Annotated in this window: 11 protein-coding genes; all 11 read left to right on the top strand. The window is 64.9% G+C overall.

Annotated features, from left to right (window positions below; all coding sequences use genetic code 11):
• The first annotated feature begins 150 nt into the window (after window positions 1-150).
• Complete coding sequence (locus AC1VWL_RS04790) at window positions 151-1,002, top strand: HpcH/HpaI aldolase/citrate lyase family protein (protein WP_482985934.1); 852 nt, start codon at window positions 151-153, stop codon at window positions 1,000-1,002.
• A 52-nt stretch (window positions 1,003-1,054) separates the two neighbouring features.
• Window positions 1,055-3,463 (top strand): sodium:solute symporter family transporter, encoded by a 2,409-nt coding sequence (locus tag AC1VWL_RS04785; RefSeq protein ID WP_482985933.1) that lies wholly within the window; start codon window positions 1,055-1,057, stop codon window positions 3,461-3,463.
• Window positions 3,464-3,598: 135 nt separating this feature from the next.
• Window positions 3,599-4,480 (top strand): LysR family transcriptional regulator, encoded by an 882-nt coding sequence (locus tag AC1VWL_RS04780; RefSeq protein WP_296250076.1) that lies wholly within the window; start codon window positions 3,599-3,601, stop codon window positions 4,478-4,480.
• Between the two features lie 503 nt (window positions 4,481-4,983).
• A complete protein-coding gene (locus AC1VWL_RS04775) occupies window positions 4,984-7,167 on the top strand; it encodes a TonB-dependent receptor (RefSeq protein ID WP_282267477.1) in 2,184 nt (727 codons plus the stop codon).
• Window positions 7,168-7,605: 438 nt separating this feature from the next.
• Entirely contained in the window at window positions 7,606-9,864 is a 2,259-nt protein-coding gene (locus AC1VWL_RS04770; RefSeq protein WP_481615449.1) for a TonB-dependent receptor, read from the top strand.
• 20 nt (window positions 9,865-9,884) lie between these two features.
• Complete coding sequence (locus AC1VWL_RS04765) at window positions 9,885-11,141, top strand: serine hydrolase domain-containing protein (protein ID WP_482985932.1); 1,257 nt, start codon at window positions 9,885-9,887, stop codon at window positions 11,139-11,141.
• Entirely contained in the window at window positions 11,138-12,079 is a 942-nt protein-coding gene (locus AC1VWL_RS04760; RefSeq protein WP_482985931.1) for a ribokinase, read from the top strand. Before AC1VWL_RS04765 ends, AC1VWL_RS04760 begins: the two co-directional genes overlap by 4 nt.
• Before the next feature lie 37 nt (window positions 12,080-12,116).
• On the top strand, window positions 12,117-14,306 hold the full coding sequence (locus tag AC1VWL_RS04755) for a formylglycine-generating enzyme family protein (RefSeq protein ID WP_482985930.1): 2,190 nt from the start codon (window positions 12,117-12,119) through the stop codon (window positions 14,304-14,306).
• Entirely contained in the window at window positions 14,303-16,159 is a 1,857-nt protein-coding gene (locus tag AC1VWL_RS04750) for a glycoside hydrolase family 127 protein (protein WP_482985929.1), read from the top strand. The genes AC1VWL_RS04755 and AC1VWL_RS04750 overlap by 4 nt, the downstream gene beginning before the upstream one ends.
• A gap of 162 nt (window positions 16,160-16,321) precedes the next feature.
• A complete protein-coding gene (locus AC1VWL_RS04745) occupies window positions 16,322-17,515 on the top strand; it encodes a CaiB/BaiF CoA transferase family protein (RefSeq protein WP_482985928.1) in 1,194 nt (397 codons plus the stop codon).
• Window positions 17,516-17,528: 13 nt separating this feature from the next.
• Window positions 17,529-17,672, top strand: a 144-nt coding sequence (locus tag AC1VWL_RS04740; RefSeq protein ID WP_482985969.1) for a transaldolase family protein, incomplete at its 3' end; no start/stop codon positions are given.

The following is a 17,672-nucleotide window of genomic DNA, read 5'->3' as shown; positions in this document are numbered from 1 at the left end:
GGACAGCCCGCGCTTGGATGCCTTGCTGAGTCTTTCTCCCCACCCGCCAAACCCCGCAAACCACAACAAAACCTATCGGGTGAATGTCGGGGAATACACTTTTTCAGCGTTCCGATTCGCGCAGACTGCCTCTCAAAGTGAGGGGAAGCCATGCGTAGCAAGCTGTTTGTGCCCGGTGCACGTCCGGAACTGTTCGACAAGGCCTTGGCCAGTGCGGCCGATGCCCTGTCCTTCGATCTGGAGGATTCCGTCCCCGAGGCTGGCAAACAGGCGGCGCGTGCGGCCATCGCCAGCTTCCTCGCCCGTGCCGACGTGCTTGCCAGCAACAAGCTGCTGATCGTGCGCACCAACGCCACCGACAGCCCGCATTTCGCCGCCGATCTGGCTGCGATGGCGGTGCCCGGCCTGTGGCTGCTCAATATCCCCAAGGTAGAATCGGCCGCGCAGGTGCGGCAGGTGGTCGTTGCGCTGGAACGCGCCGAGGCCGCCAATGGCGTCAACCGCCCGATCGGTCTGCTGCTGAACATCGAAACCCCGCGCGGCCTGCGTCTGGCCGCTGAATTGGCTGGCGCGCATCCGCGCGTCGCCGGCCTGCAGTTGGGCCTGGGCGATCTGTTCGCGCCCAATGGCATCGCCCGCACGCCGGCCAATGTGCATGCAGTGCTGTTCGCGGTGAAAATGGCCGCCACCGAAGCGGGCGTGTTCGCCTGTGATGGGGCTTGGCCGGATGTGGCCGATGCCGAGGGCTTCCGTACCGAGGCCATGCTCGCGCAGCAGTTGGGCTATATCGGCAAGAGCTGCATCCATCCGCGCCAGGTGGGCCAGGCCAATGTGATCTTCAGCGTGGCCGAGGCCGAACTGGACGAAGCACGGCGTATTGTTGCCGCCGCGCAGGCGGCCAGCGATCTGGGCCGCGGTGCGTTCCTGTTCGAGGGACGCATGATCGATGTGCCCTACCTGCGCCGGGCCGAAGCCCTGCTCGCCGGCGCCCTGCGCGCCTGATCTTTCCACCTGGCGGTTCGCCGCCACGCCGTTCATTACCGGGATTCCATCCATGCCCACGCCCATGGCCACCGCGCTCGCCGCGCTGTCGCACCGCTTCTCGCTCGGCTTCCGTCTGCTCGTCGTCACCACCTTGCTGGCGTTGGCCGGCACGGCGGCCGCCGACGAGAGTTTGAATGCAGTGAAGCCCGGCTCGCTGCCAGCCCTGCCGGAGGCCGCGCCGGTGCAGCAGTTGCTGGATGTCGATGGCCGCCTGCTGGCCCGCTCCGGCGACAAGGCCTGGCTGCTCGACAAGAACGGCAAGGCGTGGACGGCCGCCACCGGCATCAGCAACGAGGTCGTACAGGACATCGTCCGCAGCGGCGACAAAACCTGGGTGCTGACCGGCCCGGATGCGAACCACAGCAATCAGCTGCAGCAGCTCACGCTCAAGGGCGAAAGCCTCGGCAAGGGCCAGTCGCTGGCACTGCCAACACCACTGGGCAATGCGCATGCAGCCGCCCTGGATGGTGCCCTGTTTGTGGCCGGTGTCGACGATAGCGGCGTGACCCAGCTGTACAAAAAACCGACCGACGCCACGCAGTGGCAGCCGCAGCCGATCTGGCCGGGCGCTGCCGCGGTTGTCGCCCTGCAGGCGCAGAAAGGCGCGTTGTACGCGGTGGTCGGCAACAACGGTGCGCAGCAACTGCTGCGCTGGAACGCAGAGAAGGGCTGGCATGAGCTGCCCGCCATCGGTGGCGACGTTGTCCCGGGTTCGCTGCGTGCACTCGGCCAGGCGCACTTGTTGATGCAGGTGACCGACGCGGTTGGCAGCAGCCACGCGCGTACCTTCCACACCATCACCAGCGCCTGGGCCGACCTGGCCGATACCGATGCCAACGCACCACTGGCCAGCGCCAGCTGGGGCAATGGCCTGGCCTGGGCGAATGCCGATGGCAGCCTGCACACCTTTGAACTGCAGAGCGGCAAGCACCTGCTGGGCTGGATGGACTGGGCGGTGATCGTCATCTACCTCGGCGCGATGCTGGGCATGGGCGCCTACTTCTACTTCCGTGAGAAGCGCGCCAGCACCGCCGACTTCTTCGTCGGTGGCCGCAGCATTCCGTTCTGGGCCGCGGGCGTGAGCTTGTACGCCACCAACACCAGCTCGATCAGCTTCATCGCCATTCCGGCCAAGGCCTTCGAGACCAACTGGCAGTACCTGACCAACAACCTGATCGCAGTGCTGGGGCTGATGTTCGTGGCGGTGTGGATCGTGCCGCTGCTGCGCCGCCTGGATTTGATGAGCGTGTTCTCCTATCTGGAAACCCGCTTCCATCCGGCCATCCGCATGCTCGCCAGCGCGCTGTGCATCGTCATGCAGATCGGTGCGCGCATGAGCGTGGTGCTGTTCCTGCCGGCGCTGGCCATCGCCACCATCACCGGCATCAGCGTGGTGTGGAGCATCATGATGATGGGCGTGTTCACCATCCTCTACACCGCGATGGGCGGCATGAAGGCGGTGATCTGGACCGACTTCGTGCAGGTGATCGTGAAGATGGGCGGCGCGATCTTCGCCATCCTCTTTATCGTGTGGACGCTGAAGGGCGGCTTCGGTGAATTCGTGGCCACCGCGGCGATGGAAGACAAGACCAAGCTGTTCGATTTCAGCTTCGACCTGACCAAGGCCACGGTGTGGGGCTTCATCTTCCTGGTCGTGTTCGACGTGGTGCTGACCTTCCCCAAGGACCAGGTGCTGATGCAGCGCACCCTGGCCACCAAGTCGGACAAGGAAGCTGGCCGTTCGATCTGGGCGTTCGCTGCGATCATGATCCCGGGCGGCTTCATCTTCTACGGCATCGGTACCGCCTTGTGGGTGTTCTACAAGAACAACCCGCAGCGCCTTGACCCGCTGCTGCCGATCGATGCGACCTTCCCCTTGTTCATCGCCGCCGAACTGCCGCCTGGCGTCACCGGCCTGATCATCGCCGGCGTGTTCTCCGCGGCAATGGCCACCTTGTCGAGCATCATGAACAGCGTCGCCACGTTGATCTCGGTCGACTTCTACGAGCGCATCGCCAAGAACCCGACCCCACGCAAGAGCGTGCTGTTCGCCGAGATCTCCACGGTGCTGGTCGGCCTGACCGCGATCGGCCTGGCGCTGATCATGACCCGCTACGACATCCACTCGCTGTTCGACGTGTCGATCGAACTGGCTGGCCTGCTCGGCGGCGGCTTTGCCGGTGCCTATACACTGGGCATGTTCACCCGCCGCGCCAACTCCGCCGGCGTGGCGATCGGCGTGGCCGCCAGCATCGTGCTGACCTTCGTCGCATGGTGGTTCAACCTGGTCCATCCGTACTTCTACCTGGCCATCTCGATCTTCCTGTGCATCGTGATCGGCTATCTGGCCAGCCTGTTCTTCCCGGCCCCGAGCCGTTCGCTGAAGGGCCTGACCATCTACAAGCAGGACGCGGTGTGAAGACCGGTCGGCACGCCGCTGCGGGCCGGTTCCGCGGCGGCGTGAAGCCAGCTTCAGCAACGACCATGACGTTGGTCGGATCGCGCCGCCGCGCCTGCTGGTGTAGTTTGGCGCGCAGCTGAGAGGTCTAATCGCGTGGAAACCCAGTTCCTCAATACCTTTGTCACCGTGGTCGACCGTGGCTCCATGGCCGCGGCCGCACGCCTGCTGCACATCACCCCGGCCGCCGTCGCCCAGCAGATCCGCACGCTGGAACGCGAGCTGGGCGCGCCGCTGATCGCCCGCGCCGGCCGCACCGTCAGCGTCACCGAGGAAGGTGCGCGCATCCTGCAGCGGGCGCGCGACCTGCTGCGTGGCGTGGCCGACCTGCGCAGCGTCGCCAACGAAAGCGGCATGGCCGGCGAACTGCGGCTGGGCGCCTGCCCTACCGCGCTGGGCGGGCTGGTGCCGGACATCCTGGCGCGGATGGTGGCCAAGTTCCCCGAGATCAACGTCTTCATCAAACCCGGTTACTCGGCCGACCTCTATGGCGCGGTGGAATCGGGTGACCTGGATGCGGCGATGGTGCTGCAGGCACCGTTCTCGCTGCCCAAGACCTGCGACTGGCAGCTGCTGCGTGAAGAGCCGCTGGTGGTGCTGGCGCCGGCGCGCATGGCCGGTGCCGATCCGCACCAGCTGCTGCGCGAGGAACCACTGATCCGCTACGACCGCCATGAATGGGGCGGCCGCCAGGCCGATGAATACCTGCGCAAGGCCGGCATCGTGCCGCGCGAACGGTTCGAGCTGAATGCGCTCAATGCGATCGCGGTTATGGTTGATCGCGGCCTGGGCGTGTCGCTGGTGCCGGATTGGGCCAAGCCGTGGCCGGAAGGCATTTCGGTGGTGCGCATTCCCCTGCCCGAGCCCAGCGAGCCGCGCCGCATCGGCATGGTCTGGTCGCGCTCCTCGGTGCGCCTGCGCCAGGTCAATGTGCTGCTGGACGAGGCGCGCACGGCTTTGCTGCAGCCGACGGACTGAACGAAGTTCACGTGTAGTGCCGAGCCATGCTCGGCAAGGGCATTACCCGTAGATCCCCTGTAGTGCCAAGCCATGCTCGGCTGGAGCGTTACCGGTTGAGCCTCTGCCGAGCATGGCTCGGCACTACAGCTCCCGAGGGTTGAGGAGGAGTCAGCCCTTCCGCTTCTGATTTTGCGGTGGCTTCGCGGCTTACGCCGCTCCTACATGGGACACGTCTGCCGGATACGTCCCGGCAAAGCCCCTGCCGAGCATGGCTCGGCACTACCGATGCAAAGGCCAATCGCAACAAACCCTAGGCTTTGAACATACACAGGTGCGCTTCTATCGCGCCGGGGCGCCGCCTAGGCTTCGCCCAACGTCGGAGTTGCGTCCGGTGCCCGCCTGGTCGGGGACCGAAAACAGCAAACGGCAGGATCAAAGGGGCGCTAGTCCCCGTCGCATTCTGGCTCTGCCGGCTCCCAGGCCGGTCGCGTCACACATTCAAACCTGGGGGAGAGAACAACATGATCAAGCCACTTTCGGCCGCCATCAGCGCCGTGCTGCTCGCCAGCGCGATGAGCCCGGCCTTTGCACAAGACGCCGGCGACGCCGCCACCAACCTGGACCAGGTGATCGTCACCGGCAGCCGCACCCCGGTCGCCATCGAGAAGGTCCCCGGCGCCGTCACCCTGGTGACCCAGGAGCAGGTGCAGCGCACCCTCAACCTGACCGAAGACGCCACCGCCGTGCTCGCACGCATGGTACCGGGCTACTCCGAATCCTCGCAGGCGATGAGCAACTCCGGTGAGACCCTGCGTGGTCGCATCGCGCTGCGCCTGTTCGACGGCGTGCCGCAGGGCTCGCCGCTGCGCGAAGGCAACCGCAACGGCACCTTCACCGACATGGGCGTGATCGGCCGCATCGAGGTCATCAATGGCCCGTCCGCCGCCGAAGGCATTGGTGGCGCCGGTGGCGTGATCAACTACCTGTCCAAGAACCCGGAAGTGGATGGCCACCAGACCATCATCAGCACCCGCTACGGCACCCAGTTCAAGGACAACAGCGACCAGTCCAAGATCGGCGTCACCCACACCTTCCGTGGCGATGCGACCGACTTCGTGATCAGCGGCGCTTACATCGACCGTGGCATCGCCTATGACGGCGACGGCCGCCGCGTCGGCCTGAACACCTCCGGTTCGCTGTCCGATTCGTACAGCAAGAACCTCTTCGTGAAGGGCGGCTACAACTTCGGCGAAGACCAGATGCAGCGCATCCAGGCCAGCTACAGCAACTTCCACATCGGCGGCAAGCACAACTACATCCCGGTGGAAGGTTGCCGCTTCGATCCAGTGGAGTGCCCGAACCCGACCACCAACACCGCCGAGAAGGGCTCCATCGCTGGCTCGCTGGCCGAGTTCAACGATTTCGAGCAGTTCGCGGTGAAGTACACCAATGCCGATTTCTTCGGCGGCGACCTGAGCGTTGATGCCTACTGGGCTGAGCAGGCCATGCGTTACGTGCCGGAGAACGGCGACGACCGCCAGCTGACCAAGCCGGCCCCGACCGATGATGCCGACCGCATCTGGGACCAGTCGGAAATCAACAGCGAGAAGAAGGGCCTGCGCTTCGGCTACGCCTACAGCGACCTGTTCAAGGTCGAAGGCCTGCGCCTGCGTGCCGGCCTGGACCTGGTGGAAGACACCGCCGAACAGCGCCTGGCGCTGACCAACCGCCTGTGGGTGCCGCCGATGAAGTACACCAGCATGGCGCCGTACGCGCAGCTGAGCTGGGACATCGGCCCGGTGACGCTGGACGCCGGCGTGCGCCGCGAAGACGGCGAGCTGGAGATCGACAGCTACACCACGGTCGCCTTCCGTGACCACACCCCGGTGCAGGGCGGCAAGCTGGACTACAAGGCCACCATGCCCAACTTCGGCGCGATCTGGCGCATCAACGATGCCTGGTCGGTGTTCGCTTCGTACTCCGAAGGCTTCGGCATCGCCAACGTCGGCATCCCGCTGCGCAACATCCAGGCCAGCAGCCCGTGCAAGGCCGTGTCCTGCATCACCGACCTGCAGCCGCTGATCACCGAGAACAAGGAAATCGGCTTCAACTGGCGCGGTGCCAAGGGCCAGGTGGGTGCGTCGGTTTACCGCTCCACCTCGGACTTCGGCTCCACCCTGACCGTGGACAAGGCAACCGACGACTTCATCCTGACCCGTTCGCCGGTCGAGATCGAAGGCTTCGAGCTCAACAGCGCCTGGACGTTCAACCAGCACTGGAAGGCCACCTTCCTGTACTCGCGTATCCGTGGCCAGACCCAGTACTACCCGGGCTCGGGCCTGAAGAAGGAAATGGGCATCCTGGACATCTCGCCGGACAAGGTGAATGCCTCGCTGACCTGGACCCCGACCGATACCCTCAACGCCACCCTGGGCGTGAGCAAGACCTTCAGCCGCGACCTGCGTGAGACCTTCACCAATCCGGCCAACGGCGATGTCTACGTCAACGAAGAGAACACCTATGGCTACGCGCTGTGGGACCTCAGCGTGAACTACGACACCGGCCGCTTCGGCCAGCTGTCGCTGGGCATCGAAAACCTGTTCGACAAGCAGTACGTGTTGACCTGGTCGCAGCTGCCGGGCTGGCAGAACTACTTCTCCGGCCGCGGCCGGATGGTGTCGCTGTCGCACACCATCAAGTTCTGATGACTGCAGTTTGAAGACGGCGCCACAGGCAACTGTGGCGCCGTTTTTTTGTTTGATGTTTGTTGTTTGTGGGAGCGGCGTAAGCCGCGAAGCTGGAGAAGCATCCGCGCCCGCGCATCCTGCAATTGCAGATATTTCGTCACAGGAACGGTGGCCTGCTTCGCGGCTTACGCCGCTCCCACAAAAACGATGCCCAGCGGCAACAAGAAAACCTTTCTTGTTGCGCCGCAAGAAAAAACCACAGCTTGCTTCAAGCAACAAAACCTCACGTCTGAAGCAAGGCCCCCCGCCTTCAATGCCCTCCTGTGCACGCCTAGGCTGCTGTTGTCGGGGAGTTGCGTCGGGAGGGATGCAGCAGCCAACAGAAGTATCGGAATGCCGCAGTCCGCGGCAGCAGTTCATGCACGTCTTATCTAAAACAAAAACGAGATAAACAACATGAAGAAGGTACCGGTAGCGTTGGGGGTTCTGGTCCTGGCCGCTGCGATCAGCAGCAGCGTGCAGGCCCAGCAGATGCAGGCAGCAAACGAAGAAGACAGCCGCAGCGCCGACAAGCGCGCGCAGGATAAAAAGGCCACCGAGCTCGACCGGGTCATCGTCACCGGCGTGCGTGCGCCCAAGGCAGTGGACAAGATTCCCGGCGCCATCACCATCATCACCCCGGAAGAGATCAAGCAGTCGCTGATCATCACCGAGGACAACACCGCGGTTCTGGCACGCACCATTCCCGGCTATGCCGAATCCTCGCAGGCGATGACCAACTCCGGTGAGTCGCTGCGTGGGCGCATTCCGCTGCGCCTGTTCGACAGCATCCCGCAAGGCTCACCACTGCGCGAAGGCACCCGCAACGGCACCTTCACCGACATGGGCGTGATCGGCCGCATCGAAGTGATCAACGGTCCGTCCGCTGCAGAGGGCATCGGCGCTACCGGTGGCGTGATCAACTACATCTCCAAGGTGCCGGAACAGATCGGCAGCGAGACCACCATCAATGCGCGCTACCAGACCCAGTTCAACGACGACAGCGTCGGCTGGAAGCTGGGCCTGAGCCACGCGATCAAGCAGGACAACTACGACTTCCTGGCCAGCGTCTCGCAGCTGGAGCGCGGCATGGCCTATGACGCCAAGAACCGCAGCATCGGCATGAATTCCAGTGGCTCGCTGGCCGATTCGCAGTCGCGCAACCTGTACATGAAGGGCGGCTACAACTTCGGCGAGGACGGCGAACAGCGCCTGCAGGCCACGTACAGCAACTTCAACATCGGCGGCAACGGCGATTACATCCAGCTGGTCGGCTGCAAGGGCCCGAACGACTGGCCGCCCTGCGACACGCCAGTACCGAATACCTCGATCAAGGGCCACATCGACGGCCAGCGCGATGCGCTCAACAAGTTCATCCAGTACAGCCTGCAGTACACCCACAGCGATTTCTACGGCGGCACGCTCGACCTGGTCGGTTACCAGGCCAAGCAGGGCATGCGGTTCTTGCCGGAGAACGGCGCCGACCGCCAGCTGGTGAAGCCGGCACCGGCCGATGATGCCGACCGCATCTTCGACCAGTCCGAGATCCAGTCACGCAAGAAGGGCCTGCGTACCTCGTGGACGCGCCCCAGCATCTTTGGCGTGGACGGATTGGAGCTGCATACCGGCGTGGACTTCGTGCAGGACGTCGCCGAGCAGCGACTGGTGATGACCGACCGCGTCTGGGTGCCGCCGATGGATTACCGGAGCGTTGCCCCGTATGCGCAGCTGTCCTGGGATATCGGCCCGGTCACGGTCAGCGGCGGCTTCCGTCGCGAGAACGGTGAGCTCGACATCGACAGCTATACCACCGTCGCCTACCGCAACAATTCCTTCGTCGAAGGCGGCACCCTGGACTACACCGCCAACCTGCCCAACATCGGCGCGATCTGGCGCGTCACCGATGAGTTCTCCCTGTTCAGTGCCTACAGCAAGGGCTTCACCCTGCCCGACATCGGCATCCCGCTGCGCAACGTGAATTATCCGGGCCAGACCGTGGCCGGCATCCTCGACCTGCAGGCGATCATCGTCGACAACATCGACATCGGCTTCAACTGGCGTGGTTCGCGCGGTGCGCTGAGTGGCAGCTGGTACCACTCCACCTCCGACTTCGGCGCATCACTGGAAGTGGACCCGCTGACCAGCGACTTCATCATGACCCGCGCGCCCACCGACATCAAAGGCATCGAGCTCACTGGCGAATTCCGCTTCACCGACACCTTCAAGATCACCGGCCTGTACACGCACCTGCGCGGCTACACCTCGTTCTGGGGCCCGGACCCGCAGGGCCGCTATGACGCAGGCCCGATGAAGAAGCCGCTGGGCATCTTCGATGCGACGCCGGACAAGATCAACGTCGCGTTGGTGTGGAAGGCATTGCCCAACCTCGACGCCACCCTCGGTGCCAGCATGTTGCGCGATCGCCACCTCACCGGCTCGGCAGTGCGCGAATACGACGGCGAAGAGTACGACTACGACGAAAAGATCAACGGCTACACGCTGTGGGATCTGGGCGTGAACTATGATTCGGGGCGCTTCGGTACGTTCTCGCTGGGCGTGGACAACCTGTTCAACAAGTACTACATCCTCAGCGGCTCGCAGGGCGATGGCTGGCAGAACTACTGGGCCGGTCGCGGTCGCGTGGTGTCGCTGAGCTATTCGTATACGTTCCGCTGATGAGCGCAGGAGTGCACGCCATGCATCAAACCATCGCAACACCGCGCAGCCGCCGCTGGCTGCGCCTTGGCGCCGCACTCCTGTTGTGCCTGTCCGCGCCGCTGCTGCACGCTGGAGACCGCTGGCAGCGGCTGGATGGTTTCCTGCAGGCCAGCACCGCACCGGGCCAGTTTCCGGGCGCGGTGGCGCTGGTGGAGCACGATGGCCGCATCGTGTTCCAGCAGTACTACGGCCACGCCGACAGTGCTGGCCACCGGCCACTGCAGGCCGACAGCATCTTCCGCATCTATTCGATGACCAAGCCGGTGACCTCGGTTGCCGTGCTGATGTTGCTGGAGGAAGGCAAGCTGTCGCTGGACGATCCGCTGGCCCGCTACCTTCCCGAGTTCGCCGACCGCACCGTGGTGACCGGCGGCGACCTGCAGCATCCGCAGACCGAAGATGCACCGCGTGCGATCACCCTGCGCCATCTGCTCACCCATACCAGCGGCTTCGCGGCGGCGTCGGACACGCACCGGGTGGCGACCAAGCTGTTGACCGCGGCCGATGTCGACAGCGCGACCTCGCTGCAGGACGTTGCACGCCGCTTGTCCACGCTGCCCTTGGCCGATGCGCCCGGCACCCACTTCCATTACGAAGGCAGCAACACCGAGCTGCTGGCACGCGTGGTCGAAGTGGTCAGCGGGCAACCGTTCGCGCAGTTCCTGCAACAACGCATCTTCAGCCCGCTGGCGATGCACGACACCGGTTTTGAAGTGCCGCTGGCGCAGCGTGGTCGCGTGGTCGAACTGCCAACCAGCAACGACGATGGCAGCCTGCGCGTGGCCGACACGCTCAGCGCGCGCAATCCGGGCGTGCGTCTGAAGGGCTACGACAGCGGTGCCGGCGGCCTGTATTCCACCGCTGCCGACTACCTGAAGTTCGCCCACATGCTGCTCGATGATGGCCGCAGCGGGAAGCAGCAGCTGCTCGCGCGCAAGACCGTCGAACTGATGATGAGCGACCAGCTCGGTGGCTTCGAGCCAGCCATCAGCAGCTATGGCACGGGCGAAGGTTTTGGGCTGGGCGGCTATGTCATCACCAACCCGGCGTACCGCGGCAAGCTCGGCAGCGTCGGTCAGTTCGGCTGGTCCGGTGCGGCGTCCACGTACTTCACCATCGACCGCAAGGAGAAGCTGGTGGCCATCCTGCTGATGCAATACCTGCCCAGCGGTGACAAGGCACTTGCTTCACCGTCCACACGTTTCTACAACCTCGTTTACCAGGCCATTCCATGAGTTCCACCGTTCTTGTCGCCGGCTCGGCCAATCTCGATTTCGTGGTGCGCGCGGCGCATGTGCCAGCACCGGGTGAAACCGTGCTCGGCCGCGAATTCCGTACCTTCCCCGGTGGCAAGGGTGCAAACCAGGCCGTGGCTTGCGCGCGTGCCGGTGGCGCTGCCACGCAGATGCTGCTTGCCCTAGGTGCCGATGACTTCGCCAAGCCAATTGAAGCCTCGTTGAACGACGCTGGCGTGCTGCTGCATGCCGTGCGCGATGCGCAGCTGCCGACCGGTACCGCCTTCATCTGCCTGTCCGATGATGCCGAGAACGCGATCACCGTCGCCCCCGGCGCCAACATGGCACTGCTGCCCGAACACCTGCCAGCACTGGATGGCGTGCAATGGCTGCTGTTGCAGCTGGAATCGCCACTGGCCTCGGTACAGGCCTATGCCACCGCCGCCCGCGCCGCCGGGGTGAAAGTCGCCTTGAACGCAGCACCCGCGCAGGTGTTGCCGGCCGAACTGCTGGCACAGCTGGACGTGCTGATCGTCAACGAAGGCGAGTTGGCCGTGGTTGCCGGCAACCCGCCGGACCTGGCCACCGGCCTGGCACGGCTCGACGTTCCCTGCGTGATCGTCACTCTCGGCGCGCGCGGTAGCCTGGCGCGCATTGATGGGCAGATCCTGGTGCAGCCAGCGTTCTCGATCTCGCCACTCGATACCACGGCTGCCGGCGACACCTTCTGCGGCACCCTGGTCGCCCTGCTCGCCCGCGGTGAGCCACTGCAGCAGGCCCTGCTGGCTGCCAGCGCCGCCTCGGCACTGGCCTGCACGCGCCTGGGTGCACAATCCAGTATTCCCGAACACGCCGAAGTACAGGCATTGCTGGCCGACGCCAGCCGCCTGCCCGGCACCGATGCCCATGCCGCACTCGCGGCGTGGTGCGCGCTGTAACCGTTACGCCTCCCCCCGTTTTTGTTGGATGACTGCCATGACCTCCCCCTACCCCGCCCCCGATTACGACACCGATTCCCCCGATCACGGGCGTGAGGCGATCCACACCGAGTACAAGTTCTCGCACGTCACCACCGGCCGCTACCTGCCGACGCCGGGCAAGGCACCTGCGTGGCCGTTCGCCGACATCGGCAGCTGGATGATCGATGCCAATGCCAGCGCCGCCGACTGGTTGACCGAGCTGAAGGACTGGCGCCAGGAACACCTGGTGCGCATCGGCTATACCGACGTGAACTACCGTCGCCCCGAACTGCAGTGGGCGCAGCGCAACTTCGTGCACGCGCAGATGATGGTCGAGGACCGCTATTTCTTCGACGTGGAAACCGCGCAGTACACCGTCGACAAGTACCTGGACGATCTGATCGAACGCTTCGGCGGCCTGGACTCGGTATTGATCTGGTACATCTACCCGAACATCGGCATCGACGACCGCAACCAGTTCGATCTGGCGCATACGCTGCCGGGCGGCCTGGAAGGTTTGACCGCCGCGGTGAAGGCATTCCAGAAGCGCGGCGTGCGCGTGTTCCTGCCCGCCAAGCCGTGGGACCACGGCACCCGTGACCCGGGCGTGACGCATTGGGACGGGCTGGCCGAGATCATCAAGGCCACCGGTGCCGACGGCATCAACGGCGACACCTTCAACGGCGTGCCGCGTGCATTCTTCGATGCCTGCGATGCCAACGGCAACCCGGTGGTGGTGCAGCCCGAGTCCACCATCAGCTCGGAAGAGCAGCTGATCTGGAACGTGCAGAGCTGGGGCAAGAAGGCACCCGATGGCCCGGTGCCGCCGGTGTCCAAGTGGAAGTGGCTGGAGCCGCGCCACATGGTCAACTACGAGAATCGCTGGGGCCGCAACCGCAACCACGACCTGCAGTACTGCTTCTTCAACGGCATCGGCTACAACGCCTGGGAAAACATCTGGGGCATCTGGAACCAGTTCACCGCGCGTGATGGTGAAACCCTGCGCCGCATCGCCGCCATCTATCGCCAGTTCCCGGCGCTGATCGTGGCCATGGACTGGGAGCCCTACCAGGTCTGCTACCAGGGCGGCATCTTCGCCAGCAAGTTCCCGGTCGACGGCCTGAGCCTGCACACCTTGATCAACCGCAATGAGTACGCGGTCAATGGTGAGCAGATCGGCTTGCCGCATGTGGACGGCACCCGTTACTACGATGTCTGGCATGGCGTTGAGCTGTCACCGGCCGTGCGTGATGGCGTGGCCATCATCGAGCTGCCGATGGAAGCGCGTGGCTTTGGTGCGGTGCTGAGCGTGCAGCCGGGCGTTGCCGTTGAAGGCCTTGATGCGTTCCTGATCGAAGCTGCGAAGCGCGCCGGGCAGCCGCTCAACAGTTTCTCCGGCGCATGGAAGGCAATCCCGCAGCAGCTGCGCGAGATTCCCGCCACCACCGCGCAGGCTGCAGCACCGACGGGCATGGTCACCATCCCGGCTGGCGAGTTCGTGTTCGCCGTTGGCGGTGTCGAGATCGAAGGCTTCAACTGGGCCGGCCAGGACGTGCAGTTCCCGTGGGAAGACTGCCCGCGTCGCCATCACCGCAAGCTGATGCAGATGCAGGCGTTCCATATCGATCGCCATCCGGTCACCAATGCGCAGTTCAAGGCCTTCATCGATGCCACCGGCTATCACCCGGCCGATGACATCAACTTCCTCGCCCATTGGGTGGATGGCGCACCCCGCGCCGGCTGGGACAACAAGCCGGTGATCTGGGTGTCACTGGAAGACGCGCGTGCCTACGCTGCGTGGGCCGGTAAGCGTCTGCCGCACGAATGGGAGTGGCAGTACGCCGCGCAGGGCAACGATGGCCGCACCTATCCGTGGGGCAACGATTGGGACCAGAGCCGTGCGCCGCAGGTCAACCGTGGCCGCCGCCTGCTGGCCCCGGCCGATGTCGATGCGCATCCGCAGGGCGCCAGCCCGTTCGGCGTCGAAGATCTGGTCGGCAACGTGTGGCAGTGGACCGATGAGTTCAGCGACGAGCACACCCGTGCGGCGATCCTGCGCGGTGGTTCCAGCTACCAGCCGCAGACCTCGCATTGGTATTTCCCGCAGGCCTACCGCCTGGACCAGCACGGCAAGTACCTGCTGATGGCACCGGCCAAGGACCGCAGCGGCATGCTCGGCTTCCGCTGCGTGGTGGACGCGGCATGAGTGCGGCCATCACCAGCGGCCAGCAGCTGATCGCGCCGGCGGCGGTAAAGCTCGACGGCGTGTTCGGGCAGATGCTGGCGGCCAACCGCAGCGGCCGCCTGAGCCACTTCATCGTCGATGAAGCCAGCCCCTCGATCAGCATCTTCGGCCAGGCACACAAGCAGCAGAACCAGGAAGGTGACTGGTATGGCGAACACGCTGGCAAGTGGCTGTCAGCCACCGCCCGCGCAGTCGCACAGGGCAACCAGCCCGAACTGGAAGCCAACCTGCGCCGCGTCGCCGATTGGCTGATCAGCCAGCAGGATGAAGACGGCTATCTCGGCAACTACGCCGCCGACCGCCGTTTCACCGTGCCGCAGCCGCCCAAGCCCGAGAGCTGGAACGGCGAGCCGGCGCTGCGCACCTGGGACATCTGGACCCACAGCTACCTGATCCTCGGCTTCCTCGAAACCTGGCGTGCGCTGGGCGATGACAGCTACCTGCAGGCCGCGCGGCGCATCGCCGACCTGTGCTGGCAGGCGCTGGAATCGGGCATCGACATCACCACGCTGGGCAACCATCACGGCATGTCGGCGACGGTACTGCTGGACCCGGCCGCCGACCTGTACCTGGTCACCGGTGAGCCGCGCTATCTGGCGCTGGCCGAAAAGATCCTGCAGCAAGCCAACGCCAATCCGCGCCTGGCCCTGCTCGACAAGGGCATCGCCAACGAAGACGCCGCCTTCATCGCCACCGGCAAGGCTTACCAGCTGTCGTGGAATCTTGTTGGACTGGCCAAGCTGTACAAGGCCACCGGCAAGGCCGATTACAAGCTGGCCATCGACAATCTGTGGAGCAACATCCGCGAGCAGCACCTGACCCTGGGCGGCGGCCCGTGGGGCGGCGTCGCCCATCGCTCGCGCGAGGTGTTCAACGCACCGCGCACCTTCTTCCCGCAGGCCTATGTGGAAACCTGCTCGGTGCTGGCATGGATGCAGCTCAACCGCGAGCTGCTGGCCATCAGCGGCCACGCGCGTTACGCCGATGAACTGGAACGCACCGCTTACAACGACCTGCTGGCAGCGATGGCACCGAACGGCGAGGACTGGTGTTACTACACCTTCCCCAACGGCAAGCGCGTGCATACGACGTATTGGCGTTGCTGCAAGTCGTCCGGCGCGATGGCGGTGGAAGAGCTGCCGCAGGTCGCCTATGGCGTTGCCGCCGATGGTGGCCTGCGGGTGAACCTGTACGGCGCCGGTGAAGCCACGCTTCATCACGCGGAAGCCGGCAAGGTGGTGCTGCAGCAGCAGACCCGCTATCCATTCAATGGTGAGATCAGCCTGCGGGTGACGCCCGAGCACAGCGCCAGCTTCGGCATCGGCCTGCGCATCCCGGCCTGGGCCGAGGACGCCCGCATCCAGGTCAACGGCATCAACGTGCCGGTGCAGGTTGGCACGGATGGTTACGTGCAGCTGCAGCGCCAGTGGCAGGCCGGCGATCTGGTCAGCGTGAAGCTGCCGATGCAGCCGCAGCTGCACCGCGCAGCCAACATCAACGTGCAGGAATCGCGTGCACCGGACGGCTCGCCGGTGGCGCAGGAAGTGCTGCGCTGGGAATACGTTGGCTTGAGCTACGGCCCGCTGGTCTATGCCACCACGCTGATCGATGGCTTCAAGACCGATGAAACGGTGAAGCTGCCGGAAGGGGATCCCTCGCGCTGGCTGCAGGTAGGCCAGGACGAAGGTGAAGGCGCGCCGGTGACGATGCAGCTGGAATGCCGCGCGCCGCTGGTGTTCGAGCCGTATTACCGCTGTGGTGGCCGCGAGCACGACGTCTGGCGCCTGAGCTGGCTGTCGCTGGCCCCGCACTAAGCCTGTCACCGCTGACTGTCACCAGAAACTGTGAAGGCAGCGGTGGTTTTGAAGGCGATGACACCGCGATACCTGCTTTTTGTCCTCGCTGAAAATACCCGCACGATATGTTTCTTCCCATCCACCGGGAGGAAACTGCAATCAAGGATTCGAGTGCAGCCAATGTCAGCAAGCAACAACCCATCTCCGTTCGACATCGCCCAGCGTGATGGTGCCCGTGGCCCGCTCAGCGGCGTGCGCGTGCTGGACCTGAGCGCCTATATCGCCGGGCCGTACGGCTGCACCCTGCTGGCCGACCAGGGCGCGGAAGTGATCAAGGTGGAACCGCCGGTTGGCGACAACCTGCGCAAATACCCGTCCACGCTGGAGGCCGAGAGCCGCGCCTTCCTCGGCGTGAACCGCTCCAAGCGCGGCGTGGTGCTGGACCTGAAGGAAGCCGACCAGCGTGCAGTGCTGATGCGCCTGGTGCGCGAGGCCGACGTGCTGGTGCACAACTTCCGCCCCAGCGTGCCGGCCCGCCTGGGCATCGATTTCGACAGCCTGAACAAGATCAACCCGCGCCTGGTGTACTGCGCGGTCACCGGTTACGGCGAGGACGGTCCGCTCAAGGACAAGGCCGGCTACGACCAGGTGCTGCAGACCATGACCGGCATGTGCGCCATGCAGGGCAAGCCCGGCGGCGCGCCGGAAATCCTGTACGGCTCGGTGGTCGACTACTACGCCGCCGCGCTGGTCGCTGCCGGCGTGTCCTCGGCATTGTTCGAACGTGAACGCAGTGGCGAAGGCCAGTACGTGGGCGTGTCGCTGCTGCGCAGTGCGCTGACCATGCAGTCGGCACGGATGATCTGGGCCGAAGGCGAGCCCGAAGGCGTGGGCCGCGACATGCGCTCGGGCGGTGTTACCGGCATCCACCCGACCGCGCAGGGCCATCTCTACATCTCGGCCAACACGCCGCGCTTCTGGCAGGCGTTGTGCGACAAGATCGGCCTGCCGGCAATGGGCAGCGATCCGCGCTACGACACCGTGCGCAAGCGCGCCGAGCATTCCGACGAACTGCTGGCCAAGCTGCATGCAGCACTGGCTGCACGCAGTGCGCTGGAATGGGAAGCGCTGTTCGGCGAAGAAGTACCGTGCGCGGCCGCGCGCAAGGTCGAGGACATGTTCGAGCACCCGCAGGTGCTGGCCGAAGAAATGATCACCACGCTGCAGCACCCCCTGCTGGGCAGCTACCGCGGCATCACCCGTCCCATCGTGTTTGGTCGCACCCCCGGCCCGCAGCCATTCGCCGCGCCGACCTTCGACCAGGACACCGCCGCTGTCATCGCCGCCATCGATGATGGCGACACCCCCGCCTGATCCGGAGCACCTCATGAGCACTGCATCCAAGCTCGCGCAGCTGCGTGAACTGTCCGTCGTCGTCGCCGATACCGGCGATTACGACGCCATCAAGCGCCTGCGCCCGGTCGACTGCACCACCAACCCGACGCTGGTGAAGAAAGCCCTCGACCTGCCG

This window comes from Stenotrophomonas sp. STEN063, assembly GCF_056854515.1.
This window is presented reverse-complemented; position numbering and strand designations above follow the sequence as displayed.

What these genes read in the sequence shown, in the direction of transcription:
- AC1VWL_RS04775 (WP_282267477.1), top strand. Translation starts at nt 4,984, where the DNA reads ATGATCAAGCCACTTTCGGCCGCCATCAGCGCCGTGCTGCTCGCCAGC.
- AC1VWL_RS04790 (WP_482985934.1), top strand. Translation starts at nt 151, where the DNA reads ATGCGTAGCAAGCTGTTTGTGCCCGGTGCACGTCCGGAACTGTTCGAC.
- AC1VWL_RS04765 (WP_482985932.1), top strand. Translation starts at nt 9,885, where the DNA reads ATGCATCAAACCATCGCAACACCGCGCAGCCGCCGCTGGCTGCGCCTT.
- AC1VWL_RS04750 (WP_482985929.1), top strand. Translation starts at nt 14,303, where the DNA reads ATGAGTGCGGCCATCACCAGCGGCCAGCAGCTGATCGCGCCGGCGGCG.
- AC1VWL_RS04760 (WP_482985931.1), top strand. Translation starts at nt 11,138, where the DNA reads ATGAGTTCCACCGTTCTTGTCGCCGGCTCGGCCAATCTCGATTTCGTG.
- AC1VWL_RS04785 (WP_482985933.1), top strand. Translation starts at nt 1,055, where the DNA reads ATGCCCACGCCCATGGCCACCGCGCTCGCCGCGCTGTCGCACCGCTTC.
- AC1VWL_RS04755 (WP_482985930.1), top strand. Translation starts at nt 12,117, where the DNA reads ATGACCTCCCCCTACCCCGCCCCCGATTACGACACCGATTCCCCCGAT.
- AC1VWL_RS04745 (WP_482985928.1), top strand. Translation starts at nt 16,322, where the DNA reads ATGTCAGCAAGCAACAACCCATCTCCGTTCGACATCGCCCAGCGTGAT.
- AC1VWL_RS04770 (WP_481615449.1), top strand. Translation starts at nt 7,606, where the DNA reads ATGAAGAAGGTACCGGTAGCGTTGGGGGTTCTGGTCCTGGCCGCTGCG.